Source organism: Corynebacterium sp. HMSC073B01, assembly GCF_001838255.1.
GTDB lineage: Bacteria > Actinomycetota > Actinomycetes > Mycobacteriales > Mycobacteriaceae > Corynebacterium > Corynebacterium jeikeium_D.
In genome coordinates this window covers 33,406-59,840 of record NZ_KV836149.1, presented here as the reverse complement: position 1 = coordinate 59,840, position 26,435 = coordinate 33,406, and the positions used below count along the sequence as shown (strand labels likewise).

At 58.9% G+C, this 26,435-nt stretch carries 23 protein-coding genes; 14 read left to right on the top strand and 9 right to left on the bottom strand.

The genetic code is table 11. The annotated features are described in order from the left end of the window. Positions 1–48: 48 nt before the first annotated feature. The 3 genes from tpiA (at position 49) to secG (ending at position 4,206) form a co-directional block, all read left to right on the top strand. Positions 49–837 carry a triose-phosphate isomerase gene (gene tpiA, locus HMPREF2849_RS03975; RefSeq protein WP_049190741.1) on the top strand — a complete coding sequence of 263 codons (789 nt, stop codon included), beginning with the start codon at positions 49–51 and terminating at the stop codon, positions 835–837. Positions 838–1,039: 202 nt separating this feature from the next. Next, complete coding sequence (gene ppc / locus HMPREF2849_RS03970) at positions 1,040–3,868, top strand: phosphoenolpyruvate carboxylase (protein ID WP_070862627.1); 2,829 nt, start codon at positions 1,040–1,042, stop codon at positions 3,866–3,868. 101 nt (positions 3,869–3,969) lie between these two features. Continuing rightward, positions 3,970–4,206: a preprotein translocase subunit SecG gene (gene secG / locus HMPREF2849_RS03965; RefSeq protein ID WP_005510775.1), complete on the top strand. Its 237-nt coding sequence runs from the start codon at positions 3,970–3,972 to the stop codon at positions 4,204–4,206. 117 nt (positions 4,207–4,323) lie between these two features. On the opposite strand, the gene pgl is transcribed toward secG, so the two are convergent. Genes pgl through zwf form a run of 3 tightly spaced genes read right to left on the bottom strand, consistent with a single transcriptional unit; the run spans position 4,324 to position 7,759 of the window. Beyond that, complete coding sequence (pgl, locus tag HMPREF2849_RS03960) at positions 4,324–5,091, bottom strand: 6-phosphogluconolactonase (RefSeq protein WP_070567129.1); 768 nt, start codon at positions 5,089–5,091, stop codon at positions 4,324–4,326. After that, the gene (locus HMPREF2849_RS03955) at positions 5,088–6,104 is read right to left on the bottom strand and encodes a glucose-6-phosphate dehydrogenase assembly protein OpcA (RefSeq protein WP_070567126.1); all 1,017 of its coding nucleotides are present in this window, start codon (positions 6,102–6,104) and stop codon (positions 5,088–5,090) included. Before HMPREF2849_RS03955 ends, pgl begins: the two co-directional genes overlap by 4 nt. Positions 6,105–6,154: 50 nt before the next feature. Next, positions 6,155–7,759: a glucose-6-phosphate dehydrogenase gene (gene zwf, locus HMPREF2849_RS03950; protein ID WP_049193711.1), complete on the bottom strand. Its 1,605-nt coding sequence runs from the start codon at positions 7,757–7,759 to the stop codon at positions 6,155–6,157. Between the two features lie 104 nt (positions 7,760–7,863). Here zwf and HMPREF2849_RS03945 point away from each other — a divergent pair, with 104 nt between their 5' ends. From HMPREF2849_RS03945 to HMPREF2849_RS03935, 3 genes are read left to right on the top strand one after another with little or no spacing between them, the layout of a single operon-like run. Further along, complete coding sequence (locus tag HMPREF2849_RS03945; RefSeq protein ID WP_370449830.1) at positions 7,864–8,256, top strand: GntR family transcriptional regulator; 393 nt, start codon at positions 7,864–7,866, stop codon at positions 8,254–8,256. Then, a complete protein-coding gene (locus HMPREF2849_RS03940) occupies positions 8,253–8,972 on the top strand; it encodes an AAA family ATPase (protein WP_070862626.1) in 720 nt (239 codons plus the stop codon). Before HMPREF2849_RS03945 ends, HMPREF2849_RS03940 begins: the two co-directional genes overlap by 4 nt. Beyond that, positions 8,969–9,688 (top strand): hypothetical protein, encoded by a 720-nt coding sequence (locus tag HMPREF2849_RS03935; protein WP_070862625.1) that lies wholly within the window; start codon positions 8,969–8,971, stop codon positions 9,686–9,688. The genes HMPREF2849_RS03940 and HMPREF2849_RS03935 overlap by 4 nt, the downstream gene beginning before the upstream one ends. Before the next feature lie 268 nt (positions 9,689–9,956). Here HMPREF2849_RS03935 and tal read toward each other — a convergent pair whose 3' ends face one another. Beyond that, entirely contained in the window at positions 9,957–11,072 is a 1,116-nt protein-coding gene (tal, locus tag HMPREF2849_RS03930) for a transaldolase (RefSeq protein WP_070567121.1), read from the bottom strand. Between the two features lie 170 nt (positions 11,073–11,242). Then, the gene (gene tkt, locus HMPREF2849_RS03925; RefSeq protein WP_070854076.1) at positions 11,243–13,342 is read right to left on the bottom strand and encodes a transketolase; all 2,100 of its coding nucleotides are present in this window, start codon (positions 13,340–13,342) and stop codon (positions 11,243–11,245) included. A gap of 289 nt (positions 13,343–13,631) precedes the next feature. Here tkt and HMPREF2849_RS03920 point away from each other — a divergent pair, with 289 nt between their 5' ends. Beyond that, positions 13,632–14,546: a heme o synthase gene (locus HMPREF2849_RS03920; protein ID WP_172954651.1), complete on the top strand. Its 915-nt coding sequence runs from the start codon at positions 13,632–13,634 to the stop codon at positions 14,544–14,546. Between the two features lie 382 nt (positions 14,547–14,928). Here HMPREF2849_RS03920 and HMPREF2849_RS03915 read toward each other — a convergent pair whose 3' ends face one another. The 4 genes from HMPREF2849_RS03915 to mptB form a co-directional block, all read right to left on the bottom strand. Beyond that, positions 14,929–15,942, bottom strand: a complete 1,014-nt coding sequence (locus HMPREF2849_RS03915; RefSeq protein WP_016422745.1) for a COX15/CtaA family protein — start codon at positions 15,940–15,942, stop codon at positions 14,929–14,931. 93 nt (positions 15,943–16,035) lie between these two features. Further along, positions 16,036–16,839, bottom strand: coding sequence for an ABC transporter permease (locus HMPREF2849_RS03910; RefSeq protein WP_070862624.1), 804 nt, complete (start codon positions 16,837–16,839; stop codon positions 16,036–16,038). Beyond that, positions 16,839–17,807: an ABC transporter ATP-binding protein gene (locus tag HMPREF2849_RS03905; protein WP_049193479.1), complete on the bottom strand. Its 969-nt coding sequence runs from the start codon at positions 17,805–17,807 to the stop codon at positions 16,839–16,841. The genes HMPREF2849_RS03910 and HMPREF2849_RS03905 overlap by 1 nt, the downstream gene beginning before the upstream one ends. 25 nt (positions 17,808–17,832) lie before the next feature. Further along, a complete protein-coding gene (mptB, locus tag HMPREF2849_RS03900) occupies positions 17,833–19,572 on the bottom strand; it encodes a polyprenol phosphomannose-dependent alpha 1,6 mannosyltransferase MptB (protein WP_070862623.1) in 1,740 nt (579 codons plus the stop codon). Positions 19,573–19,757: 185 nt separating this feature from the next. Between mptB and HMPREF2849_RS03895 the strand changes: the two genes are divergently transcribed. From HMPREF2849_RS03895 to HMPREF2849_RS03865, 7 genes are all read left to right on the top strand, one after another. After that, positions 19,758–20,456, top strand: coding sequence for a helix-turn-helix transcriptional regulator (locus HMPREF2849_RS03895; protein WP_048734176.1), 699 nt, complete (start codon positions 19,758–19,760; stop codon positions 20,454–20,456). Continuing rightward, positions 20,453–21,919, top strand: a complete 1,467-nt coding sequence (sufB, locus tag HMPREF2849_RS03890) for a Fe-S cluster assembly protein SufB (RefSeq protein WP_016422750.1) — start codon at positions 20,453–20,455, stop codon at positions 21,917–21,919. The genes HMPREF2849_RS03895 and sufB overlap by 4 nt, the downstream gene beginning before the upstream one ends. 5 nt (positions 21,920–21,924) lie before the next feature. Continuing rightward, positions 21,925–23,115, top strand: a complete 1,191-nt coding sequence (gene sufD / locus HMPREF2849_RS03885) for a Fe-S cluster assembly protein SufD (protein WP_016422751.1) — start codon at positions 21,925–21,927, stop codon at positions 23,113–23,115. 92 nt (positions 23,116–23,207) lie between these two features. After that, entirely contained in the window at positions 23,208–23,969 is a 762-nt protein-coding gene (gene sufC / locus HMPREF2849_RS03880; protein WP_049190726.1) for a Fe-S cluster assembly ATPase SufC, read from the top strand. Then, positions 23,962–25,215, top strand: a complete 1,254-nt coding sequence (locus tag HMPREF2849_RS03875) for a cysteine desulfurase (RefSeq protein ID WP_049190724.1) — start codon at positions 23,962–23,964, stop codon at positions 25,213–25,215. Before sufC ends, HMPREF2849_RS03875 begins: the two co-directional genes overlap by 8 nt. A gap of 20 nt (positions 25,216–25,235) precedes the next feature. Continuing rightward, positions 25,236–25,751, top strand: a complete 516-nt coding sequence (gene sufU / locus HMPREF2849_RS03870) for a Fe-S cluster assembly sulfur transfer protein SufU (protein WP_070567113.1) — start codon at positions 25,236–25,238, stop codon at positions 25,749–25,751. Continuing rightward, positions 25,744–26,208 (top strand): metal-sulfur cluster assembly factor, encoded by a 465-nt coding sequence (locus tag HMPREF2849_RS03865; protein WP_016422755.1) that lies wholly within the window; start codon positions 25,744–25,746, stop codon positions 26,206–26,208. Before sufU ends, HMPREF2849_RS03865 begins: the two co-directional genes overlap by 8 nt. Positions 26,209–26,435 lie beyond the last annotated feature (227 nt).

Here is a 26,435-nt window from a genome sequence, read left to right as displayed (position 1 = left end):
TCATCGCTTAAAAATCCGCTAATTGATAGGGAAGTGAATTCCACCACTATGGCACGTACACCATTTATTGCTGGTAACTGGAAGATGAACCTGAACCATCTCGAAGCTATCGGTGTGGTGCAGAAACTCGCGTTCGCTCTGCCAAAGGAGTACTACGACAAGGTTGACGTCGCTGTCATCCCGCCGTTTACCGACCTGCGTTCGGTCCAGACTCTGGTTGAGGGCGATAAGCTCGGCGTCACTTACGGCGCGCAGGATGTCTCAGTCCACGAGTCCGGCGCTTACACCGGCGAGATTTCCGCATCGATGCTGGCAAAGCTCGGCTGCACCTGGGTCGTCGTCGGTCACTCCGAGCGTCGCGATATGCACGCAGAGGACGATGAGCTGGTCGCAAAGAAGGCCAAGGCAGCACTGCGCGAGGGCATGAACCCAATCGTCTGTGTCGGCGAGCCGCTGGAGGTCCGAGAGGCCGAAGAGCACGTCGAGTACGTTGTCTCTCAGGTCAAGGGCTCCCTGGCTAACCTGACCAACGCTGAGCTGGCCAAGACCGTCATCGCTTACGAGCCTGTCTGGGCTATCGGCACCGGTAAGGTCGCATCGGCTGCAGACGCGCAGGAAGTCTGTGCAGCTATCCGCGAGACCGTCGCAGAAATTGCGGACGAGAACATCGCAAAGGAGATGCGCATCCTCTACGGTGGTTCCGTCAAGGCCGAGAACGTCGCTGAGATCGTCGGCAAGCCCGACGTCGACGGCGGCCTCGTCGGTGGCGCTTCGCTCGACGGTGAAGCATTCGCGAAGCTCTGCGCACTTGCTGCAGATGCCGCTCAGAACGCCTAAGTGCATATAAATTCAGAACAACTGATAAGATAGGCGCCATGCGCGACCCCGGATTGGTTTTATTGATTCTCATAAAACCGATTCGGGGTTATTGCCTTTAGGCGGACTCAATCCAGGCACACCGACTGGCAATGTTTTAGCGCGATACATTTCCCGAGGCTTTCCACTTGGAATGCCCGGCAATTTTCAAAGGACGTGCTCAATGAACGAACAAGTACATGGTGACACTGACCGACACACTGCAAGCAATGAGCAATCCTCATCGACCGCTACCGCGAAGCAGCAGGACTTGCTCTGGGAGGATATTCGCCACCTGGGTCGAATTCTTGGGCAGGTAATCCGCGAGCAAGAGGGTGACGAGGTCTTTAACCTGGTCGAAAATGCTCGCCGTGCAGCCTTCGAACTCCATCGTGGCGATGGCGACATCGAGAAGCTCACCGGCCTCTTCCGCGATATTGACCCAGCCGAGGCAAGCCCTGTCATCCGTGCTTTCACGCACTTCGCACTTTTGGCCAACCTCGCTGAGGATTTGCACGAGGAGCTGGGCATCGAGGCATCTCTCGATGCTGGCGATCCACCGCAGGACTCCACGCTGGAGGCAACATGGCAGAAGCTTCGCGACGCCAAGGTTTCCGGCGGCGCGATTGCGGACATGATGGACCACATTGAGGTCGTCCCGGTTCTGACCGCACACCCAACGGAAACTCGTCGTCGCACAGTGTTCGATGTGCAGAAGCACATCACGGCCGCAATGCGGCGCCGCCACGAGATTCAGGCGGCCCCGATGAATGCGCGCACCGCGGACCGACTCGCTGAGATTGATGCCGATATCCGCCGCCGTATCCTGACGCTGTGGCAAACGGCTCTCATTCGCATGAACCGCCCGGACATTCGCGATGAGGTCGAGGTTGGTCTTCGCTACTACCAGCTTTCTCTGCTGGAAGCTGTGCCACAGATTAACCGAGACGTCGTCAAGCACTTGCGTCAGCTCGGCGGCAACAAGCTGCCGGCTAACCCAACGATTCGCATGGGATCGTGGATCGGCGGCGACCACGACGGTAACCCGTACGTGACAGAGGAGACGCTGCGCTACGCCTCCGATAGGGCAGCGGGTACCATCCTGCGTCACTACTTCTCGCAGTTGCATCTGCTGGAGCGCGAGCTCAGTCTCAGTGATCGCCTGACCAAGGTCACCGTGGATCTAGTCGCCTTGGCCAGCCGAGGCCACAATGACGTACCAAACCGCGAAGATGAACCGTACCGTCGTGCGGTTCACGGTATCCGCGGTCGCGTGGCGGCAACAGCGGTGAACTTCTTCGACGAGTCCATCATTGAGGGCGACTGGTCGGAATTCACTCCGTATGACAGCGCCGAGGAGCTACTTGAAGAGCTCTCGATTATCGACGACTCCCTGCGGTCCAGCCACGATGACCTCATCGCCGATCACCGCCTGCGCGACCTGATGGATTCAGTGGAGGTATTTGGTTTCCACCTGTACTCGATTGATCTCCGCCAGAATTCGGACTCTCAAGAGGAAATTCTCACCGAGCTGTTCTCCGCTGCCGGTGTGGTGGACAACTACGCGGGATTGAAGGAAGCCGACAAGGTCGAGCTGCTGACCAAGGAACTGCAGTCCTCCCGTCCGCTGGTTTCGACTTCCGCAGATCTTTCCGAAGCTACGGCTCGCGAGCTAGGCATTATGCGTGCGGCATCTCGTGCGGTGCGCAAGTACGGTCACGACGCGGTACCGCACTGCATCATTTCGATGTGTACATCGGTCTCCGACCTGCTGGAGCCGATGATTCTGCTCAAGGAAGTCGGTCTGATTCGCCCGAATGGCTCCCAGCCGACCGGTTCTGTTGACGTCATTCCGCTGTTCGAAACCATCGAAGACCTGCAGGCTGGTGCCGACGTGCTGCGTGCTGCGTGGGACATTCCGGTCTACCGCGCATACGTGTCCGCACGCGGAGATCTGCAGGAAGTCATGCTCGGCTACTCCGACTCCAACAAGGACGGCGGGTACTTCGCTGCAAACTGGGCGCTTTACGACGCGGAGGTCGCAATCGTGGCAGCCGCGAAGGACAACGACATTCGCCTGCGTCTCTTCCATGGCCGCGGAGGTACTGTCGGCCGTGGTGGCGGTCCGTCCTACGAGGCAATCCTGGCGCAGCCGTCGGGTGCAGTCCAGGGGTCCGTGCGTATCACTGAGCAGGGCGAGATTATCTCTGCAAAGTACGGTCACCCTGCAGCGGCACGCAGGAACCTCGCCGCGCTGGTTTCGGCAACGATTGAGTCGACTCTGCTCGACGTCGATGACCTGAAGAACCCAGCTCGCGCCCACGAGATTATGTCGGAGATTTCCGACCTGTCTCGCGAGGCCTACTCGAAGCTCATGCACGAGGACCCGGGCTTTATTGACTTCTTCACGTCGTCGACCCCGGTCGATGAGATCGGCAGCCTGAACATCGGTTCGCGTCCGACCTCACGCAAGCAGACCCAGACCATTTCTGACCTGCGCGCAATTCCGTGGGTACTGTCCTGGTCGCAGCAGCGTTCTATGGTGCCGGGCTGGTTTGGTGTCGGCTCTGCACTGCAGGAGTGGATCGGCGAGGACGAAGACGGTTCCCGCCTGGCTGAGCTCCGTCAGCTCAACGAGATTTGGCCGTTCTTCAATTCGGTGCTGTCGAACATGGCGCAGGTCATGTCCAAGGCTGATCTGAACCTGGCGCGCGCCTACGCTAGCCTTTGCCAAGATAAGGCCGACGGTGAGCGCATCTACGGCATCATCAAGGCTGAGTTCGACCTGACTTTGGAGATGTTCCTGAAGGTAACCGGGTACAAGCACCTGCTGGAGGACAACCCGCTGCTCAGGCGTTCGGTGGACATGCGCTTCCCGTACCTTATGCCGCTGAACATCATCCAGCTGGAGATGCTGCGTCGCTACCGCGCCGGCGATAATCGCGACAAGGTGCGTCGGGGCATTCAGCTGACCATGAATGGTCTGGCAACTGCACTGCGCAACTCCGGCTAGGAATCCGCCTAGGGATACGGCTAGGGATACCTAGCCAGCCGAGCAATTGCGCTAGTATAGTTGGAGTTCTTAAAGAAGCGACGTTTCAAAAGGAAGTGCGCGTGTACCTCGCCATTCAGATTGTCCTGGTCATCACATCCATCCTGATGACGCTGTTCATCCTGCTCCACAAGGGTAAGGGTGGCGGACTGTCCAGCCTCTTTGGTGGCGGCATGCAGTCGAATCTGTCCGGTTCGACTGTGGTGGAGAAGAACCTTGACCGCGTCACTATTGTGACCGTGATTATCTGGTTGCTCTGCATTGTCCTGTTGCTGCTGTTCAATACTTTCGGCTGGTAGGTTCCGCACGCAGCACGCCCCACCGCAGGCCTTTAAGCAATAAAAATTCCCGTCGATAGCATTTCGCTTATCGACGGGAATTTGCTGGTTCTGGGCTGTTAGCGGTGAAGCGGAAGCCTAGAGCTGCGCAGCCGCAGCATCGTCAACAAAGACAACGGTTTCCTGAACACCGCGAACCCCGGCCGCCGGCCACTGCGCTGGGTCGTCCTGCTGAGCGATAGCTGCAATTGCCTCAGCCTTTTCGCCGCCCGCTACAAGTAGCCACACACGCTGAGAGCTGGCGATGGCCGGCATCGTCAGCGTGATGCGGGTCGGCGGTGGCTTCGGGCAGTTATGCACGTCCACGACCAAGCGTTCCTGCTCAGCCAGCGCTGCGGTATGTGGGAAAATCGAGTTGATGTGTCCCTCTCCGCCCATACCGAGAAGGTGAAGGTCAAAGCCATTTGGAGCCTTCTCCCGAACGATCGCTTCGTAGCTTTCGGCGGCCTCCGTGGTGGTCACGCCGCTGTCGGCAGCGGCAAACTCGAAGATGTTTTCCTCCGGCACGCCGACAGGGGACAAGAGACGCTTACGAGCAGCCAACGCATTGCGATCTGCCGAGTCGGCAGCGACAAAGCGTTCATCTCCGAAGAACACCAGGACTCGGTTCCAGTCGATGTCTCCGGAATCGTCGGCAAGCGCACTGAGCAAAGCGGTACCCGCGCCGCCACCGGTGAGAACGACGCGTACGAAACCGTCATCGGTGACCGGAGAGGCGTTGCCATGGTGGACGGCGACAACCGCATCGATGAAGCGCTGACGTGCAGCCTCGACGATGCCCGCCTGGTCAGCGGCGCGGTGGAACTGAGGGGCAGGGACGGTATTCGAGGCGTTATCGGTGGTCACTTGTCAGAGACTCCTGGTTCGTTAGCGAAGCTAGTTGTTGTGGACGTCGGAGATTGCATTCCCACCGTGTGAATCTGACTGAGGCCACGCAGGGCACGTCCGTAGGCAGTATCGTGGTCGAGGTGACGCAGCTCCTCTGCCAAACATTCGGAGCGTGTTGGACGCGATACTGCAACCTTGAACGGGGGCTTTTCTCCGTTGGTGACCGATGCAGTGGTGGCGCTTTCAATATCGATACGCAAAGTCTGGCCATTTTCACGCTCAAAGGCGACGGAGGTCACCGGTGGCTTGGCGCGGCCCTTTTCGTCCACCGGAATCTTCTTCTCACCGGTGGAGTAACGGTTGACCGGCAGCCCCAGGCGATCTGCCAACCATCCGGCGGCGACCTCGACCGATGGCGAGTCCTGTGGGCCGTAGATGGACACGGAGGTCACCGGCGAGTGCGGCGGCAAGTCGAAAGCGGATGCCAACACACCGCGCCAGTTCGTCAGCCGCGACCAGCTCAGGTCGGAATCGCCGGGCGTGTAGCCCGTACGGCGCGTGTAGATAGCGTTGCTATTCGGGTCACAGAGTGAATCGGTGATACGGCGCTGGGCAATCCGGCCGATTGGTGTCGCCGCTGGGACCTGCGGCGCCTCAGACGGCCACCACGCCACGACCGGCGTATCCGGTAGCAACAGGGGAGTCACCACAGAGCTGTGGTGCTGACCAATCTCACCGGACATATGCATAACGACGATCTCAGCGGCACCGGCATCACCACCGACGCGGAGCTCCGCGTCAAGGCGATTGTCCAGGCGTGGATCATCGGAGACCAATACCAGCACACGGGATGGGTGCTCGCGGGAAACGGAGTTGACCGTGGAAATAATGTTTTCCAGGTCGTCTTCGCTTTTGGCCAAAACAATCAGGGTGAGGACACGGCCCGTGGTGACGATGCCGCCCTGCTCTCGAAGCTGCACCAACTGACGAGCAATGCTCGCGGTGTCAGTGTCTGGCAAATTGACAATCATGAAAGTGTTCTTTCTGTCAGAAAATTCTTAAGAACTGAGAGGTCGGCAACCTATGGCCGTCGCCAAGCGCGACCGTCGCGCTCGAGCATGTGGTCAGCGGAGGAAGGCCCCCACGAACCTGCGGGGTAGCCCTCGGGACGACCGCGCTTGGCCCAGTACTCGATGATGGGGTCAAGAATCTTCCAGGACAGCTCGACTTCCTCATTAGTGGGGAAGAGGCTGGCCTCGTCGAGAAGCGCATCCAGAATCAGGCGCTCGTAGGCCTCTGGCGACTGCTCGGTAAACACCTCGGAGTAGGAGAAGTCCATGTTGACATCGCGTACCTCCATGGCCGAGCCCGGAACCTTCGAGCCGAAGCGCATGAGCACGCCCTCGTCTGGCTGGACTCGAATCACCATGGCGTTCTGGCCGAGAGCGGCAGTCATCGTCTCCGCAAAAGGCAAGTGCGGTGCGGACTTAAAGACCAGCGCAATTTCAGTGACGCGACGGCCGAGGCGCTTGCCGGTGCGCAGGTAGAAGGGGACACCGGCCCAACGACGAGAATTGATCTGGAGCGTACAAGCGGCGTAGGTCTCGGTCGTGGACTCGGGGTCGAATCCTTCCTCATCGCGCAGCCCCGGCACAAAGTTGCTGCCCTGCCAATCCGCGGTGTACTGGCCACGTGCGGTGTATTTCGAAAACGGACGCACTGGCTCGACGGCACGCAGAACCTTAATCTTTTCCGCCTGCAGCTCTTCCGGGGTAAAGGCGATGGGCTCTTCCATTGCCACCAGTGCCAGCAGCTGGAGTAGGTGGTTCTGAATTACGTCACGAGCCGCACCGATACCGTCATAGTAACCGGCGCGACCACCCAAACCGATGTCCTCGGCCATGGTGATCTGAACGTGGTCAATGTAGTGAGAATTCCACATCGGATCGAACAACTGGTTGGCAAAACGCATGGCCAAAATGTTCTGGACGGTTTCCTTGCCCAAGTAGTGGTCGATGCGGAACACGGCGTCTTCTGGGAAGACCGAGTTCACAATCCGGTTGAGTTCCTGAGCGGAGGCCAGGTCGTGGCCGAATGGCTTCTCAATGATCACGCGACGCCAATAATCCTCGCCCGACTGCGCGAGCCCCGACCGATCGAGCTGATGACAGACATCGGGGAAGTTAGCTGGCGGAATGGACAGGTAGTAGGCCCAGTTGCCAGCGGTGCCGCGGGAGCGATCGAGCTCCTCAAGTTGCGCGGCCAGGCGATCGAACGCCTCGTCATCGGTGAAGGTACCGGTAACAAAGTGAATGCCCTCAGCCAGACGCTGCCAGACACTCTCACGGAAGTCTGTGCGGGCGCCCTGTTCCACTGCGGTGCGCACATAATCCTCAAAGTCCTGCTTCGACCATTCGCGACGACCGTAGCCAACTAGCGCGAAGGAGGCAGGGAGCAGACCGCGGTTGGCCAGGTCATAAATGGCAGGAAGGAGCTTCTTTCGGGCCAGATCGCCCGTCACACCGAAAATCACCATGCCACCCGGCCCCGCAATACGCGGCAAGCGCTTATCCTGCGGGTCGCGCAGCGGGTTGATGTATCCGTGGTGGTTGGTGCTGCCATCTCCGTTGTGCCGAGAACTGGCAGTAGGGGAGTTCGGATCGTTGCGTTGCAGAGAATCACTCACGGTTTACATAATGTCATATCGAGAAAAGTCCGGTGGAATCGTTTCCGATTCCTTCGATGGGGCCTTGACGGGCCCCTTTCTTTTGCTTTAGGTTTATGACATAGATGGTATACCCGTACACCATGGAGGTGGATATGCAGGCGAAGGAGGCGGATTCTCGGCCCATCTACGTCCAGATTGCCGAGGATCTGAAATCAATGATTCTGTCCGGGGAGCTCGCGGCTGAGAATCGCGCCCCCTCAACCAAGGAGCTCTCGGAGTTCTATCAGGTCAATCCCACCACGGCCGCCAAGGCCATGACAGAACTGTCGATGGTGGGGCTCGTAGAGAAGAAAAGAGGTCTCGGCATGTTTGTCACTCCAGGCGCCCGTGAGCGCATTCGAGCTGAGCGTCGTGAAGCGTTCCAGCGCACCTACATCGAGCCACTAAAAGCGGAGGCCGGCGTCCTCGGCCTCACCCTTGACGACATCATCGCCATGCTGGAGGAGGAGAAATGAGCATCTACGGCGTGATCGGCCCCAACGGTGCCGGCAAGACCTACTACCTTCACACCCTCGCGCAACTGCCCACGGCTGCCCTGGCGAAGGCGGCACCCGACACCCAGATTTTCGGCGCCACTCCGCGCGAATATTTCCACGTCTTGCGCACGGGCTGGGATCAGCTCGATGTGTCCCACGCGGAGTCTCTCCTCGATTTCCCCGGCGACACCCCCATCAAGAAGCTCAGCCTGGGCCAGCGCCAGCTGCTCATCGCCGTAGCAACCCTGGCATCGGGCAAGGATGCATTACTTTTCGACGAACCCTTCAACGGCCTCGATGTCGAGCACCGCACCATACTGCGCGGCATGCTTATCGACGCTGCCGAATCGGCCAACATTGTGGTCACCTCGCAGCACTCCCAGGATCTAGCCGGCCTAGTCGACACCTTGATTGTCATCCACAAGCAGGATGCGTACGGGCCCTATGACGTCGATAAGCTGCGCGCTAGCCATCCGGTGCTGCGAGGCCCTACGGATCTCGTGGCGCAGGTGGCCGGCCCAGTGCTCGCTAAGAAAACCCTCGGCGAGCGCTGCGAGGCAATCCTGGCTACAGAGCTCAGTTCGTCTGCCGCTGCGCATGCCCGCGCCCTCGGCGTTGAGGTGAGCTACCTCGACCCCGCGGCCCTCATCGACCTCGCAAGCACCTCCTCCTACATCGAACGGAGCAAGAAATGAGCACCGGAGCTTTCATCGCGACCAACAAGAAAACCTTCCTCGGTGTTGCCGCCGTGGCCATCCTGTACTCGGCCTTCGGGCGCATGCTCGTAGGCAGCGGAACCGGCAACACCTTGCTTGGCATTATCGCGCTGGGCATCCTCTTCCTCATCACAGCCCGGCGTTCGGTCACCCTGCGTGACTACGGCGTGAGCACCGCCCGCTGGGTACGCTCCGCAATCATCGCAATCTTGGGCACATCGTTGGTGGCTACCGCCTTCATCGTCACGGCGATGGTCATCGAACAGAACAAGTCCGGTTACTACCGCGGATTCGATAGCTTCATTGTCACCTCCGGACCGGCCCTGTTTCCGGACACTAACGGGGAGCTGTACATGATTGAGGATTCCGGGCAAAACTACACCACAGTTCTGCTCACCGCGCTGTGCGTCTTCTTGAGCTTCCTCATGGCTACCGTGGCGAGCACCGCAGTCGGCACCGTCGCCGGCGCGAAGGGCACTCGTGCAGGATCAATTACCATTGGCCTGGCCCTGGCCACGCTCTTCCTCTTCAGCTATCTGCTGGACGTGACCGACTCCGTACCGGGTGCCCCCTGGCCGGCTGTGCCGATCTTTGCCTCAATCATCGCCGTAATCTCTGCGTTCGTGATGGCCTGGGCTTTAAAGGAAGACAAACGCCCACTGCCCTCTGTGCGTCCCACCTTCGCCACGTCCTAGCACCAATAGAAAAGCTCCCCGCGCAGGGGAGCTTTTTCATGTCCAACGTTGAACATGCGGGTTAAGTAACACAACAGGCGAACCGAAACTGACAACCCCAAAAGTTACGGGCTGCAGATGTGAAACTGTGCAAGTTTATGACACCTTCAGGCTATTTTTCGGGCCGTTTTTGACATAACCGCAGTCAGTAACTCGGATCGCCAGGCGACCTGCTGGCGCCAGCCAGAAACGCAGCCACTACCAACAGGCACCTAGATAATCAGCAGGCTTACTTCAGCTGCTCCATGCGCTGTGCAATCGACTCGAGCAAGGACTGCCAGGAGTCCACGAACTTCTCCACGCCCTCGCGCTCCAGGACAGCGAAGACGTCATCGAGGTCGATGCCAATCTCGCTGAGCTGAGTCATAACGGCATTGGCTGCGTCACCCTGGCCGCTGACGGCGTCGCGAACCTCGCCCTCGAAGCCCGCGGCAGCACGCAGCGTCTTCTCCGGCATGGTATTCACAGTCTGCGGTGCAGCCAGCTCAGTGACGTAGAGGGTGTCCGGGTAAGCCGGGTTCTTCACACCGGTCGAAGCCCACAGCAGGCGCTGCGGCTTAGCACCGGCGTTTTCCAGCTGTGCCCAGCGAATATTCTGCGCCGAGAAAGTCTCCTCGAACTTGGCGTAAGCTGCACGGGCATTGGCCAGACCAGCCTTGCCGCGCAGAGCCAGGGCCTCCTCGGAGCCGATCTTGTCCAGGCGAGCATCGATTTCGGTGTCAACGCGGGAAACAAACAGCGACGCAACAGAGTGGACCGAAGCCAGGTCCACGCCGTTGTCCTTCGCACGCTCAATGCCCTCGATGAACGCATCAATGACCTGCAGGTAACGCTCCACCGAGAAAATCAGGGTGACGTTTACCGAGATTCCCTCGGACAGAGCCTGGGTGACAGCCGGCAGGGAAGCATCGGTCGCCGGAATCTTAATCATCGCGTTCTGCTTGCCGACGCGCTCCCAGAGCTTACGGGCCTGCGCAATCGTGGCCTCGTAGTTGTCGGCGTAGCGAGGATCGACCTCGATGGACACACGGCCATCGACACCGTCGGTTTCTTCGGATACACCAGCGAAAAGGTCACAGGCATCGCGGACGTCGTCGATTGCCATCGCGAACACAGCATCTGCCGAGTTCGCACCCTCTGCAGTGAGCTGCGCCAGCTGAGAGTCGTAATCCTCACCGGCGGTCATCGCCGAAGAGAAGATTGCCGGGTTAGTAGTGACACCGACAACCCGAAGCTCTTCAATCAGATTTTTCAAATCGCCCGAGGTGAGGCGCTGGCGCGAAAGATCGTCGAGCCACGCCGAAGTCCCTACCTTGGCGAGCGCTTCCATCGTGGTGCTTCCCATAGTGTTTAACGCCTTTCTGTCAATACCGCTTCGTTGCCTAAAGACTTCGCTAAAAGTTGTATGTCCTTAAACTACTGTGCGTCACAAACAATACTGGCGCTACCGGAGCGCGGTACGGTTTTCACAAATCCCGTCCCGACAGCGGCCGATAGCGCCAGGTTTTAACAAACTTACTTAGCAGCCTCGATGGACTCCTTGGCGGCATCGACAACAGCCTCTGCTGTGATGCCGAACTTCTCGAACAGCTCCTTGTACGGAGCCGATGCACCGAAGTGCTCCAGGGAGACAGCGCGACCAGCATCACCCAGGTGGCGGTACCACGGCATTGCAATACCGGCCTCAACCGAGACACGAGCGCGGACGGACTTCGGCAGAACCTGCTCGCGGTAGGCATCGTCCTGCTGCTCGAACCAGTCAAGACACGGAACGGAGACAACGCGGGCGCTGACGCCTTCCTCAGCCAGCTTGTCAGCAGCTTCGACAGCGAGGTGAACTTCCGAACCGGTAGCCATCAGGATGACGTCCGGGGTCTCCTTGGCACCGTCGACAAGCACGTACGCACCACGACGGACGCCCTCAGCGGCCTTCTCCTTGGTACCTTCCAGGACCGGAACGTTCTGGCGGGTCAGAGCCAGAGCCTTCGGGCCTGCCTCTCCCTGAAGAACAGCGGCCCAAGCCTGAGCGGTCTCGTTAGCGTCAGCCGGGCGGACAGTGGACACACCCGGGATAGCGCGCAGCGAAGCCAGCTGCTCAACAGGCTGGTGCGTCGGACCGTCTTCGCCCAGACCAATGGAGTCGTGGGTCCAGACATAAATAGGGGAGATGCCCATCAGCGATGCCAGGCGGACAGCCGGACGCATGTAGTCCGAGAAGATAAGGAAGGTGCCGCCGTACGGACGGGTACCACCGTGGAGCAGAATGCCGTTGAGGATCGAGCCCATGGCGTGCTCACGAATACCGAAGTGCAGGTTGCGGCCGTACGGGTCAGTGGTCCAGGTGCCGGTGGTGATGGACTTCGGACCGAAAGACGGCTCGCCCTTCAGGACGGTGTTGTTGGAGCCAGCCAGGTCAGCCGAGCCACCCCACAGCTCCGGCAGGGTCTTGCCCAGTGCCTGCAGCGCGGCCTCAGAAGCCTTGCGGGTAGCAACACCCTTCTCGTCCGGCTCCCAGGTCGGCAGCTCAGCGTCGAAGCCCTCCGGCAGCTCGCCAGCGGTCAGACGGTCCAGCAGAGACTTGCGCTCCGGGTTAGCCGCAGCCCACTCGTCGAACTTGACCTGCCACTGTGCGTGAGCCTCAGCGCCGCGCTCAACTAGCTTGCGAGTGTGCTCAATGACCTCGTCAGCGACGTCAAAGCTCTTGTCGGTATCGAAGCCGAGAGCTTCCTTGATGCCGACAATCTCCTCGCCACCAAGAGCAGCACCGTGCGATGCGCCGGTGTTCATCTTCGTCGGAGCCGGGTAAGCGATCACAGTACGAACGCGAATGAATGTCGGACGCTCCGTATCCTTCTTGGCCTCCTCGACAGCAGCCTCGAGTGCCGCGACGTCCTCGCCGCCGTCAACCTCAATGACCTGCCAGCCATAAGCACGGTAGCGGTCCGCGACATTCTCGGTGAAAGCAATAGTGGTGTCGTCCTCGATGGAGATGCCGTTGTCATCCCAGAAGACAATCAGGTTGCCCAGCTGCTGAGTGCCGGCCAGCGAGCCGGCCTCGGCAGTGACACCCTCCTGAACGTCACCATCAGAAGCGATGACGTACACGTAGTGATCAAACGGAGACTCACCCGGAGCAGCTTCCGGGTCGAACAGCCCACGTTCCCGTCGCGAAGCCATGGCAAAACCGACAGCCGACGCCAGCCCCTGACCCAGCGGGCCAGTGGTGATTTCCACGCCGTCAGTGTGGCCGTACTCCGGGTGACCCGGGGTGAGAGCGTCCCACGTACGCAGCGCCTTCAGGTCATCGAGCTCCAGGCCAAAACCGCCGAGGTACAGCTGGACGTACTGCGTCAGAGAGGTGTGACCACAGGAGAGAATGAAACGGTCACGGCCGATCCACTTCGTATCCTTCGGGTCATGGCGCATAACGCGCTGGTAAAGAGAGTAAGCCAGCGGTGCGAGGCTCATCGCAGTGCCGGGGTGCCCCGAACCTGCCTTTTCAACGGCGTCTGCGGCCAGCACACGGGCCGTATCAACGGCCTTCGTATCCAAGTCAGACCAGTCCGAGGGGTAGTTGCGCACAACCCGTGCTTCATGCTCAGTCGACAGTGTCACGTGAATGACTCCTAGTATCCAAATGGATTAGTAAAATTCTCCTCCATACTAACTAGGATTGCGCGCTCCGGGTTCAAACCGGGCCGAATAGCTGAGAGATAAGTCTCAGAGGGCGCGCCGCACATGCTTTACGACGGTCATTATTGGAACCGTTATGATTACCGGTAAACTGATTGCCTGCCCCTCATTTAATTTTGCGGAAAAACTCGTCGGGAACTTTCCGACCGTTACATCCGACTATCTGTAAACGGGGGGTTTGTTTATGGCGCGTGAAAGGGACATTGCTTTGTTGGAAACAGTCAAGGCGTATATTGCACTGACTAAGCCAAGAATTATCGAGCTCCTGCTCGTCGCGGCCATTCCCGCAATGCTTCAGGCTGATCGCGGTCATGTTCACGTTGGACTGATTCTTCTCACCTTGTTCGGTGGTTGGCTGGGTGCAGCGGCTGCGCACACCTTCAACATGGTCATGGATTACGACATTGACCAGAAGATGCGCCGTACTCGCCGTCGCCCGCTCGCGCGCAACCAGGTTAGCCGTCGAGCGGCAGCGATTTTCGGCACTGTCTTGATGATTGCGTCGTTCCTATGGCTGTGGTTGCTGTGTAACTCGCTGCTGGCCGCCGTTTTCATTCTGATTACGATTGCCTTCTACATCTTCGTCTACACGTTGTGGCTGAAGCGCCGTACTGATCAGAACGTAATTTGGGGTGGCGCTGCGGGGTGTATGCCGGTGATGGTCGGCTGGGCCGTAATCACTGACAACAACCCGGAGATTACGGGGCTGGCTCACTGGTGGCAGGCATTCATCCTGTTCCTGCTTATCTTCTTCTGGACTCCGCCGCACACCTGGGCATTGGGCCTGCGCTACAAGGAGGACTACAAGGCCGCTGGCGTGCCGATGATGCCAGTGGTCAAGCCGGCAATCGTCGTTTCCAAGCGCATTATTTACTACACCGCCGCGACCGTGATCACCACTCTGCTGTTGGTTCCGTACGCTGGTTGGATCTATCTGATTGGCGCCGTTGGCGCTGGTGCCTGGTTCCTGTGGGGCGCCATTGACCTGCACCGCCACGTTAAGACCGGTGGCAAGATCAAGCCGATGAAGCTGTTCTTCATGTCGAACAACTACTTGTCTATCGTCTGTGTGGCGCTTTCTCTCGATGCCGTACTCGGATTGCAGACAATTTCGAGCATGTTCTAGGTCAGCTGCTGAGCTCCTTTGAAGAGGCCCTTTCCGGTTGCGGGAAGGGCCTCTTTTTGTGTGTGGAGATGGGCACGGGCTGCAAACGTGAAACTGTGCGAGTTTATGCCACTTTCAGGCAATTTTTCGCGCGATTTCTGTCATAAACATAGTCAGTAACTCGGATCGATAGGTGGGCAGACCGCCCCCTTGCACCGCCCGCGCAGCCCGCGCAGCCCGCGCAGCCCGCTAGCCACTGGGAAACGCACATCCGAGCACACGGAGCCGAGCAGACAGCAGAACCGCCTAAACACGCACAGCCAAAGCGCGTGTTTAGGCGGTTCAAGCAGGAATCAACAGCCGGTAACCACAGTGGTTAATACAGCCGCTGACCGGCAGCTAGCTACGCGGTAACCTCGACGTTCTTCTCCGAAGCAACAGTGGCGGCAGCCGCATCGCCTTCAAGCGAGCCAGTGACTTCTGCGCTCCCACCGACAGTGCGGTAACCGTGCTGGAAAAGTACTGCAGTCAAAGCGGTGCAGATACCAGATCCGGCAACGTGAACCGGCACCAATGCCTCCGGTACACCGGACCAATACTGAATCATTCCAACTACGCCCTGAGCCAAAATGAACACAACGAGTGCGATGGCAACCTTACGCACAGGTGCAAAGGCTTCCGAGGCCAGCAGACCGAAAATGAGGCCGATAACCAGGCCAAGGTAGAGGTACATAAAACCAGCGTGGATATGCGCCAGGTCAACAATCGGTAGCTGGAGGCGATCCTCCGGGAGCACCGAAGCATCGCCAGCGTGTGGTCCGGCACCGGTGACCATAGTTCCGGTAATCAGCGTCATCGTCAGGGCCAGGCCGGAGGCGGCAGCCAAATAGCGCAGATAGCGCGGGTACATGCGGGTAGCAGTGCCGTCGTCAGGCTCAGAAATCTTGACGAAAAGCATGCCAGCGAGCCAGACCAGAATCATCGAAGGCAGGAAGTGCAACGCTACGGCGTACCACTTCAGGTCAACCCAAACGGAGATACCGCCGATAACAGCCTGGACGATAACGCCGAGACCGTTGAGGAAGGCCAGCAACTTGATTTCCTGACGGCGACCGACACGCATAACCGAAAGGAAGAGCAGAAGTGTCAGAGCAACCAGCACAAAGGTGAGCAGCCGGTTGCCAAACTCAATAATCTGATGGAGCATTTCTGCTTCCCCCGCGACAGGAACGAAGCTGCCTGGGTGACATTCAGGCCACGAAGCACAACCGAGACCTGAACCAGTAACACGGACGATAGAACCGGTTACCGCAATTGCCGCCTGCGCAATCAAAACCAGCAGGGCATAGAGCTTCTGGCGCCCGATTGGTGTCAGCGGCAAAAACGATAGGGGCAAACTTCGATCTGCAGTATTCACATTAAGAAATTCTACCCATGCTGGCGGAAAATGGTAATAAGCGAAACCCCTGCGTTGGGCTGCGCTTTTCTATGCAGATTCCCCGACAGATTCCTAGTCATTCGGCATATCAAAACGGAACCAGCGGGCCGCGAATGCAGCGCCAAGGACGCCCCACACAAGTAGCACCCCGACAGCTGACCAATGGACGGACATGGCCAATGCCGCGGAGATCACGTCGGTAAGCGCGACGGACGGCAAGAGGTGTAGCAGTACAGAGCTGATGTCATCTAACGATGGCGCAACGGCCACATACGTAGTAGCACCGATGAGGATGAACCAGATCAGGTTGGCCAGACCTAGGATTAGCTCGGCTCCCAACGTACCTCCCATGAGCAAGCCCAATGAGGTAAAGACGAACGTTCCCAGAAGCATCCCCACATAAGCCAGCAGCCAGCCGCCAATCGACAGCTCTGCGCCAAGGGCGAGTCCCACGAGACTAAACAGTACGTACTGCAACGTGACGGTGGTGCAAACCGACACAATCTTGCCTGCGATAATGCCCCAGGGTGGCACGCCTGAGGCGCCGATGCGCTTCAGGGCTCCGTAACGGCGGTCAAAGCCCACGGCAATTGCCTGTCCGGTAAACCCTGCAGACATGACGGAAATCGCCAGCACCATGGGGAAGATACGCTCGAGCGAATCATCGAGCTCCAACACCGGCACCATCACCAGGCCGATGAGCATCGCCAACGGGATAATGATGGTGAGGAGCATTTGCTCACCATGTCGCCAGAAGAGCTTCGTTTCCAACCACGCCTGCGACATGACCAACTTCGCCATGTCCGAACGCTGTGGCGCTGGGGCGAAAGTGCCCTTTGCAAAGCGGGAAGCATCGGCCCTCGGTGCGGTAGTCATTAGCTCCTCATCTCCGTTCCAGTGATCTGCAAGAAGACATCTTCAAGCGATTGCGTCGCCCTATTCAACGAGGTGATCAACACCTCTTGCTGCTCGCAACTCTGCGCCAAGACAGTCAAGGCGCGCGGTGAAGCTTCACCAATCAGGGAAAACTCTCCACCGCCAGAACGCTGCAGACGCTGTGGAAGACCGGACTCGCTGAAGTTGCGGTTGACCTCTTCGAAGTCAAGGCTGCCTCGAACGCTGATCTTCATAGCAGTGCTTGACGACGTTCCCTGGAGAGCCGATGCGCCTGCGCTAGTGATCTCCTCGGTGGTACCGGCCACAACTAAATGGCCCCGGTCGATAATCGCAACGTCGTCGGCAAGCGATTCGGCCTCGTCCATGAGGTGCGTTGTCAGGACCACGGTGACCCCATCACGGCGCAGCGACGAGATGAGATCCCAGACGGCTAGACGGGACTGAGCATCGAGGCCTGCTGTCGGCTCGTCGAGGAACACAAGCTCCGGGCGTCCGACCAGGGCACATGCGAGCGACAGTCGCTGCTGCTGACCGCCAGAGAGCCTGCGGTAGTTCGTCTTACGATGGCGTTCTAGGCCAACGACTTCAAGAAGCCAATCAGTGTCCAGCGGGTTTGCGGAGTAACTGGCAACGAGGTTCAGCATTTCGCCAACGCGAACACCGGGGTAGGCGCCTCCGCCCTGGAGCATGATGCCAATGCGACTGCGCAGTGCTGTGGTTTGAGCGACCGGGTCGAGATCGAGAATGCGAATTCGCCCTTCATCCGGCTTGATGAAGCCCTCACACATTTCAACGGTTGTGGTCTTACCAGCACCGTTGGGGCCGAGGAGCGCAAGAACCCTACCTCGATCCAGGGAAAGCGAAAGGTCTGATACAGCCTCAACGTCATCGAATTTCTTCGTTACGTTCTCAAGGCGCAGAGCAGGAGAATTGGCAGCGTTATTCACGGTTAGTCAGTCTAATCTCACAGTTTTAATGAAGGCGAAATACCTTAGATCGCGTCGAGTACGCCAAGATGACGAACATGACTGCGACGAAGAATACCAACGCCAGTAGGTAAATCTGAGCGACGGTGCCCGGAGGCAACCCCAGGCCGCGTGGTAGTACTACAAAACTGAAAACTGCCGAGTACAGAACCACGGCAATGCGAAATTGTACCCGGTTGGCCCAAGCGGACAGGGGCACGATGGCCCATAGCAGGTACCAGGGGTGCACGACGGGGAAGAGGATTACTAGAGCGAACATCGCGAGGCCGTAGCCGCCGAGCGGGTGAATGCGCCCACGGAACGTCGCTAACAGCATGCGCAGGAGCCAGGCAGCCACCAGCACTACGCCAATGCCGCGGGTAAACAGCAAAGCACTGTCGCTGATATCGCCGAGCCCCAGAAGCCTGCCGAAGAAACCAGCGATGATCCCGAGCAGGGTAGTCAACGACATCCAACTGCGCACCGTTGCGGCGCCACCCTGCGCGGTGATCCAACCAAAGCCCAGACCAGTTCCTAAGGAAACAACGACTGCCGTGACGACGGTCATTGCGCCCGTCACTACCGCGGAAAGAGCAACGGCCTTCCAGGTACTGCCAAACTTTCGAGCCAGCCACATGCCGGCGAAGCCGAGCGCCACGAAACCAGTGACTTTGACCATTCCGGCGAGACTGATGAGCACAATACCGCCTGCATACATTGCCCACGATCTACCTCGGCTTTGGTTCTCGTGTCCGATTGGTCCGGGTTCTGGCAGCTCATCGGGCACCATCGATTGCGCAGGGCCGTGGATAGCGCGCAGACACAGTTCGAGACCAACAAGCAGGAGTGCCAGCAGCAGGGCCTCATTGTGGATACCGCCCACCAGGTGCAGCAATACCAGCGGATTGAGCGTGCCCAGCCAGAGGGTGAACTGAGAGCTAACGCCGCAGCGGCGACCAAGCTGCACCAGCGCCCAGGACACCACGAGAAGCGAAACAATGGCGACGAGTCGATGCAGAAAGACGGAAGCGATCACCCCGTCGCTGGTTATCTTGGCGATACCCCATGCCACTGCGAGGGCCGTGGGACCGTATGGGCTCGGAGAGTGCGACCAAATCAATGGCACCGATCGGGCAAGTGGGTCGTTGGCTCCCAATAGGTCAACAGGCCCTGCGAGGTAGGGATCCATACCCCGCTCCACAATTGCAGCCTGCGCCAAATAGGAATAGATATCCTGCGTAAACAGGGGAGCGGTAAACATCAAGGGCAATACCCATGCCGCGTAGGTGCGTATGAGCATCGGAGTAGTCACTGCGGTGACGCGAGTCCGCGCACCGGCCAGAACGAAAGCGCCGACACCCAACCAGGCTGTGACTAACATGCCAATGCCCACGAAGGTGACGATTGTCGTTGCCACCAACATTCGACCGAGGATTAGCCCAAGTGGTGTACCCCAAAACTCATTTCCAACCACCGGTGTCGCGCCTGCGCCAATCCCGGCGACCATAATAAAGACCGCCCCGAGAGCACCCAGCCAACGCAGCCAGGTGAAGCGTCGGAGTTCGCGGTAATTGATGCGGTGTTGGAGCGGCTGTTCTGAGCCCTGGTGGAGGGTTGCCGACCTAGAACCGGCCAGACCAATTTTCGGAATGGCGTCACGCACCCCGAGAGCGTCGTCGAAGGTGGACGAGCGGCGCGAGGTAGGTCGGTTAGTTTTCACAAGGTCACATAGTAGACGATTCGACACGCCGAAAGGGCGTTCTAATCAGCGACGTTGCATTGATATTTAAATGCGTTGGACATTGTGGCCCAATTACGACACAATTATGTTGTCTAATACACCAGCGGCGCAAGTGGGATACTTGCCTCGCTGAGCCACCTAGACACCCATTATTATCCAGCAGTCCAATCGCAGGAGGTGACTCACCAGTCATGGCAGATCGGAAGCCGACAGTCAATGATGGTGATACGCGCAAGCGCATTCTCCAATTGCTTCTGGAACACAACCCGGCGTCCGCGACTTTTATCGCAGACACCCTGGGACTATCCGCTGCAGGCGTCCGCCGTCATATTGACATTCTGGTGGACGAAGGTCTTGCCGAAACCGCTCCGGCACCCAGCACCGGCCCCCGGGGCCGAGGCAGGCCAGCAAAGTCCTATCGCCTGACAGATCGGGGCCGCGCTAGATTCGGGCACGCTTACGACGATCTTGCCAGTGCAGCTCTGACCGCACTGCGCAAGGCCGGTGGTGAGCAGGCAGTTGCCCAGTTTGCCCGTCAGCGCATTGATGACATTCTGCTCGGCGTCACCCCAGTGGGGCAGGACGCAGAGAAGGAAGAGGTCGTAGAGGCCGTCGTCGATGCTTTCCGACGGGCCGGGTACGCGGCAACTATCAACCAGAACACTGGCGGCGTGCAAATTTGCCAGCACCATTGCCCAATTAGCCACGTAGCCTCCGAGTTTCCGGAGCTCTGCGCGGCGGAGCATGAAGCCGTTAGTAAATTATTAGGTCAGCACACCCAACCGTTGGCGACTATCGCTGATGGAAACGGTATCTGCACTACGAATATCCCACTCACTCCCGTAACAAAGACACTTACTGAATCGCCACAAGAAAGGAGCGGAGAATGACCCTCGCCCATGAGAACTCCACCGACGTGGCTGAATCCACGAAGGCTGCCACTCCGCAGACTGACGAAGAGATTATCGAGTCCATTGGTGCCTACCAGTTCGGTTGGCACGACCCGGATACCGCTGGCGCTTCCGCGAAGCGTGGCCTGTCTGAAGCGGTCGTTCGCGATATTTCGGCTAAGAAGAACGAGCCGGAGTGGATGCTTGAACGTCGCTTGAAGGCTTTGGAAATCTTCGACCGCAAGCCGCTGCCCACCTGGGGCGCGGATTTGTCGGGCATCGACTTCGACAACATTAAGTACTTCGTTCGCTCCACCGAGAAGCAGGCCCAGACCTGGGAAGACCTGCCGGAGGATATTAAGAACACCTACGACAAGCTCGGCATTCCGGAGGCTGAGAAGCAGCGCCTGGTCGCAGGTGTCGCCGCTCAGTACGAGTCTGAGGTTGTCTACCACCAGATTCGCGAGGATCTGGAGGCCCAGGGCGTTATCTTCCTGGACACCGACACCGCTCTCAAGGAGCACCCGGAGCTGTTTAAGGAGTACTTCGGCACCGTCATTCCGTCCGGTGACAACAAGTTCTCCGCTCTTAACACCGCAGTCTGGTCCGGCGGCTCCTTCATTTACGTGCCGAAGGGCGTCCACGTGGACATCCCGCTGCAGGCATACTTCCGTATCAACACGGAAAACATGGGACAGTTCGAGCGCACGCTCATTATTGTCGACGAAGATGCCTACGTGCACTACGTCGAGGGCTGTACCGCTCCGATTTACAAGTCCGACTCGCTGCACTCGGCTGTTGTGGAGATCATCGTGAAGAAGGGTGGCCGCTGCCGCTACACCACGATCCAGAACTGGTCGAACAACGTCTACAACCTGGTTACCAAGCGCACCAAGTGCGAAGAGGGCGCAACCATGGAGTGGATTGACGGCAACATCGGTTCCAAGGTCACCATGAAGTACCCGGCAGTGTGGATGACCGGTCCGCATGCCAAGGGCGAGGTGCTGTCCGTGGCTATGGCTGGCGAGGGCCAGTTCCAGGACACCGGCGCCAAGATGGTGCACATGGCTCCGCACACGAGCTCCAACATCGTGTCCAAGTCCGTGGCCCGCAACGGTGGCCGCGCTGCCTACCGCGGTCTGGTGCAGGTCAACAAGGGTGCCAAGCACTCGCACTCCAACGTCGAGTGTGACGCACTCCTGGTGGACACGATTTCACGTTCGGACACGTACCCATACGTGGATGTCCGCGAGGACGACGTCACCCTCGGCCACGAGGCAACGGTTTCCAAGGTCTCTGACGATCAGCTTTTCTACCTGATGAGTCGCGGCATCGAAGAAGAAGATGCAATGGCCATGGTCGTGCGCGGCTTTGTCGAGCCCATCGCCAAGGAGCTCCCGATGGAATACGCCCTCGAGCTCAACCGCCTCATTGAACTGCAGATGGAAGGTTCGGTCGGTTAATACCAATGACTACGACGATTAACAACGAAAACCAGGCTGCTCATAGCCGTCGCGTGCTGGCGAACAAGGGCGACGTTTTCTCATCCTTCAACGTGGAGGACTTCGCCGTGCCGCATGGCAAGGATGAAGAGTGGAAGTTCACGCCGCTGCGTAAGCTCCGCGGTCTCCACAACGGCACCGCAGCAGAGCCGGTTGCAGCCTCAATTTCGGTCGAGACTGCTGGTCAGGATGGCGTCGCTGTGGACGTCGTCAAGCGTGACGACGAGCGCCTTGGTCGCGCCGGCGCCCCAACGGACCGCGTGGCAGCACAGGCGTACTCCAACTTCGACGATGCGCACATCGTGACCTTCGCGAAGAACTCGGTGTCCAAGGAGCCTGTCGTCATCGACATCGATGGTCCGGGCGAGGACAAGGTGTCCTACGGCCACATTGTCATTGACGTGCAGTCCCATGCCGAGGCCGTCTGCGTCATTAACTACCGAGGCAGTGGCACGTTCGCGGACAACATCGAGTTCGTAATCGGCGACGGCGCCAAGCTGGGCGTCGTGACCATGGTGAACTGGAACGAAGATGCCGTTCATGGTTCGGCGCACCACGTTCGTGTCGGCCGGGATGCTACGCTGCGCCACACTGTCGCAACGTTTGGCGGCGAGGTTGTCCGTATCGTTCCGCGCGTTGCTTTCACGGCACCCGGCGGCGACGTCGATCTGCTGGGCGTGTACTTCGCCGATGCCGGTCAGTACTTTGAAAACCGCATGCTGGTCGACCACGCTGTGCCGAACTGCCGCTCCAACGTGATGTACAAGGGCGCGCTGCAGGGCGAGCCGAATGTCGCTCATCGTGAGGCCCGCACCGCGTGGGTGGGAGACGTGCTCATTCGTGCAGAAGCTACTGGCACCGACACCTACGAGCTCAACCGCAACCTGCTGCTCACCGAAGGCGCGCGTGCCGACGCAGTTCCGAACCTGGAGATTGAAACCGGTGAGATTGCCGGTGCTGGTCACGCTGCCACCGTCGGCCGCTTCGACGAGGAACAGCTCTTCTACCTGCTCTCGCGTGGTATTCCGGAGCTGGCCGCTCGCCGTCTGGTGGTTCGCGGCTTCTTCAGCGAGGTCATCAACCTGATTCCGGTCGAGTCCGTTCGCGAGAAGCTTGAAAAGCTCGTTGACGAAGAGCTCAACACCGCTGGCTTCTAACCGCTTATCTTCTTTCTCACCCTTTCCGTCCTGTCACCCCGGAAGTGCCGGGGGACAGGCCACTTACACCGATTAAAGGAAAAGATTTCACTATGAGCACTTTGGAAATCCGTAACCTCCACGCGCAGGTGCTGCCGACCGACGAGTCCGCCGAGCCCAAGGAGATTTTGAAGGGCGTCAACCTGACGATTAAATCCGGCGAAACCCACGCTGTGATGGGGCCGAACGGCTCTGGTAAGTCCACCCTGAGCTACACCATCGCAGGTCACCCGCGTTACGAAGTCACCGAGGGCGAGATTCTCCTCGACGGCGAAAACGTGCTGGAGATGAGCGTCGACGAGCGTGCTCGCGCTGGCCTCTTCCTGGCAATGCAGTACCCGGTCGAGGTCACCGGCGTGTCCATGTCCAACTTCCTGCGCTCTGCAGCGACCGCTGTCCGTGGCGAGGCACCGAAGCTGCGTCACTGGGTCAAGGAGGTCCGTGAGGCAATGGCTGACCTGGAGATCGATTCGTCGTTCTCCGAGCGCTCCGTCAACGAGGGCTTCTCCGGTGGCGAGAAGAAGCGTCACGAGATTCTGCAGCTCGACCTGCTGAAGCCGAAGTTCGCCATCCTGGACGAGACCGACTCCGGCCTGGACGTCGACGCTCTGCGCGTTGTCTCTGACGGCATTAACCGCTACCAGGACGAAAACGACGGCGGCATTCTGATCATTACTCACTACCAGCGCATCCTGAACTACGTGAAGCCGGACTTCGTCCACGTCTTCCACGATGGTCGCTTCATCACCTCCGGTGGCCCGGAGCTTGCAGACGAGCTGGAAGAGCACGGCTACGAGAAGTACATCAATGCCTAACGCCGAACTACTCACCCCATCACTCCGCGAGGACTTTCCGATTCTGTCGCGCACTGTCCGTGACGGAAAGCGGCTGGTCTACCTGGACTCCGGAGCGACCTCGCAGCGCCCCAAGCAAGTCATCGATGCTGAGGTGGAGTTCCTAACCCACCACAATGCACCGGTGCACCGCGGCGCTTACGAGATCGCTGAGGAGGCCACGGACGCCTACGAAGATGCCCGCGAAGCCATCGCTGGCTTCATCGGCGCCGACTATGACGAGCTAGTCTTCACCAAGAACGCCACCGAAGCGTTGAACACAGTGGCATTCGTGCTTGGCGACGACCGCGCAGGTCAGTACCAGGTCGGCGAAGGTGACGAGATTGTCGTCACCGAGCTGGAGCATCACGCGAACTTGGTGCCGTGGCAGGAGCTGGCTCGCCGCACCGGTGCGACACTTCGTTGGTATGGCGTGACTGAGGACGGCCGCATTGACGTGGACTCGCTGGAGCTCAGCGAGAAGACCAAGGTAGTGGCCTTTACCCACCAGTCAAACGTCACCGGTGCAGTCACCGATGTGAAGGAGATGGTGCGCCGTGCACGCGAGGTCGGTGCGCTGGTAGTCCTCGATGCCTGCCAGTCGGTGCCGCATATGCCTGTCGACGTCAAAGATCTCGATGTGGACTTCCTGGCGTTCTCCGGCCACAAGATGCTCGGCCCCAACGGGGTCGGCGCGCTCTACGGTCGCCGGGAACTGCTCGAGGCACTGCCGCCGTTCCTCACTGGTGGTTCGATGATTGAGGTCGTCACCATGGAGAAGACCACCTTCGCGGCGCCTCCGCAGCGCTTCGAGGCGGGTACCATGATGACTTCCCAGGTCGTCGGTCTGGGGGCTGCGGTGAAGTACCTGGATTCCATTGGTATGGATAAGGTGGCTGCTCATGAGCACCACCTGACCGCGCTCGCACTGGAGAAGCTGCAGGAAATTGACGGCGTGACCATCATCGGGCCGACTACTCCAGAACAGCGTGGCTCTGCAGTCTCCTTCAAGGTCGAGGGCATTCACCCGCACGATCTTGGCCAGGTTTTAGACGACCAGGGCGTGTGCATCCGCGTCGGTCACCATTGCGCGTGGCCAATTCACCAAATCCTCAACGCCCAGTCGACCGCCCGGGCATCCTTCTACATCTACAACACGGAAGAGGACGTTCAGGCGCTTGCCGACGCAGTGCGCCATGCACAGAAGTTCTTCGGTGTCACCCCGTAACTTTAAGAAAGGAGAAGGACATGAAGCTCGAGCAGATGTACCAGGAAGTTATCCTGGATCACTACAAGCATCCGCAGCATGCGGGTTTGCGGGAGCCTTTCAATACGGAAGTGCATCACGTCAACCCGTCGTGTGGCGATGAACTCACACTTCGCGTCACTCTGAACGACGACCTCACTGTCGTCAATGACGTCTCCTATGACGCCGTGGGCTGTTCTATCTCGCAAGCCTCTACCTCAGTTATGGCTGAGGAGATTGTCGGCAAGACTGTCGACGAGGCCATGGCCAAGCTTGCCGAGTTCGAGAAGATGGTCACCTCCCGAGGCAAGATTGAGGGCGATGAGGACCTTATCGGCGATGGGATTGCCTTCGCTGGTGTTTCTAAGTACCCCGCCCGCGTGAAGTGCGCTCTTCTCGGTTGGAAGGCTTTCCAGGCCGCGACCGCTGAGGCTCTGGCCAACGCCGCTGAAGGCAACGGCGTTGGTACCGCGACTGTAACCGTTACCGATGACGAGGAAGGCCATCGCCATGACTGAACCAATCGCTAATGACGCCACCTCGCCCGCACAGCCTGATGCTGTCGACGAGGACACCATGACTACTGGTGCTCCCATTGATGAGGGGGATGCGTACGAGTCCATCACCGTCCCGCCGGCACCGGAGCAGACCGAAGCCGATAACAAGCTGGCTATCCAGGTTGAAGAGGCAATGTACGAGGTTGTTGACCCGGAACTCGGAGTCAACGTCGTGGACCTGGGCCTGGTATATGACATCTGGATTGAAGAAGGCGACATTGCCGCTATCTTCATGACACTCACGTCCCCGGCCTGCCCGCTGACCGATATGCTCACCGACCAGACTGCCTCCGAGGTTATGAAGGTCGAGGGTATCCGCGACTTCCGCCTCAACTGGGTCTGGTCCCCGGCATGGGGCCCACACATGATTACTGAGGACGGCCGCGAGCAGATGCGCGCTCTCGGCTTCTCGGTCTAGATGATCAGTGACAGCGGTGATTAGAGAACCGCTACGTTAAAAGTGCTTGGCGACGAGCTCCTGGCTCGTTCAGCTAGGCACTTTTTCGTTTGTTTTTTGAGTTGCTGACTGCGTTTATGGCCGGGATCGGTAGGGCGATGCGAGTTACTGACTGCATTTATGTCAAAAATGGCTCAAAAAATGGCCTGAAAGCGTCATAAACTTGCACAGTTTCACATCTGCAGCCC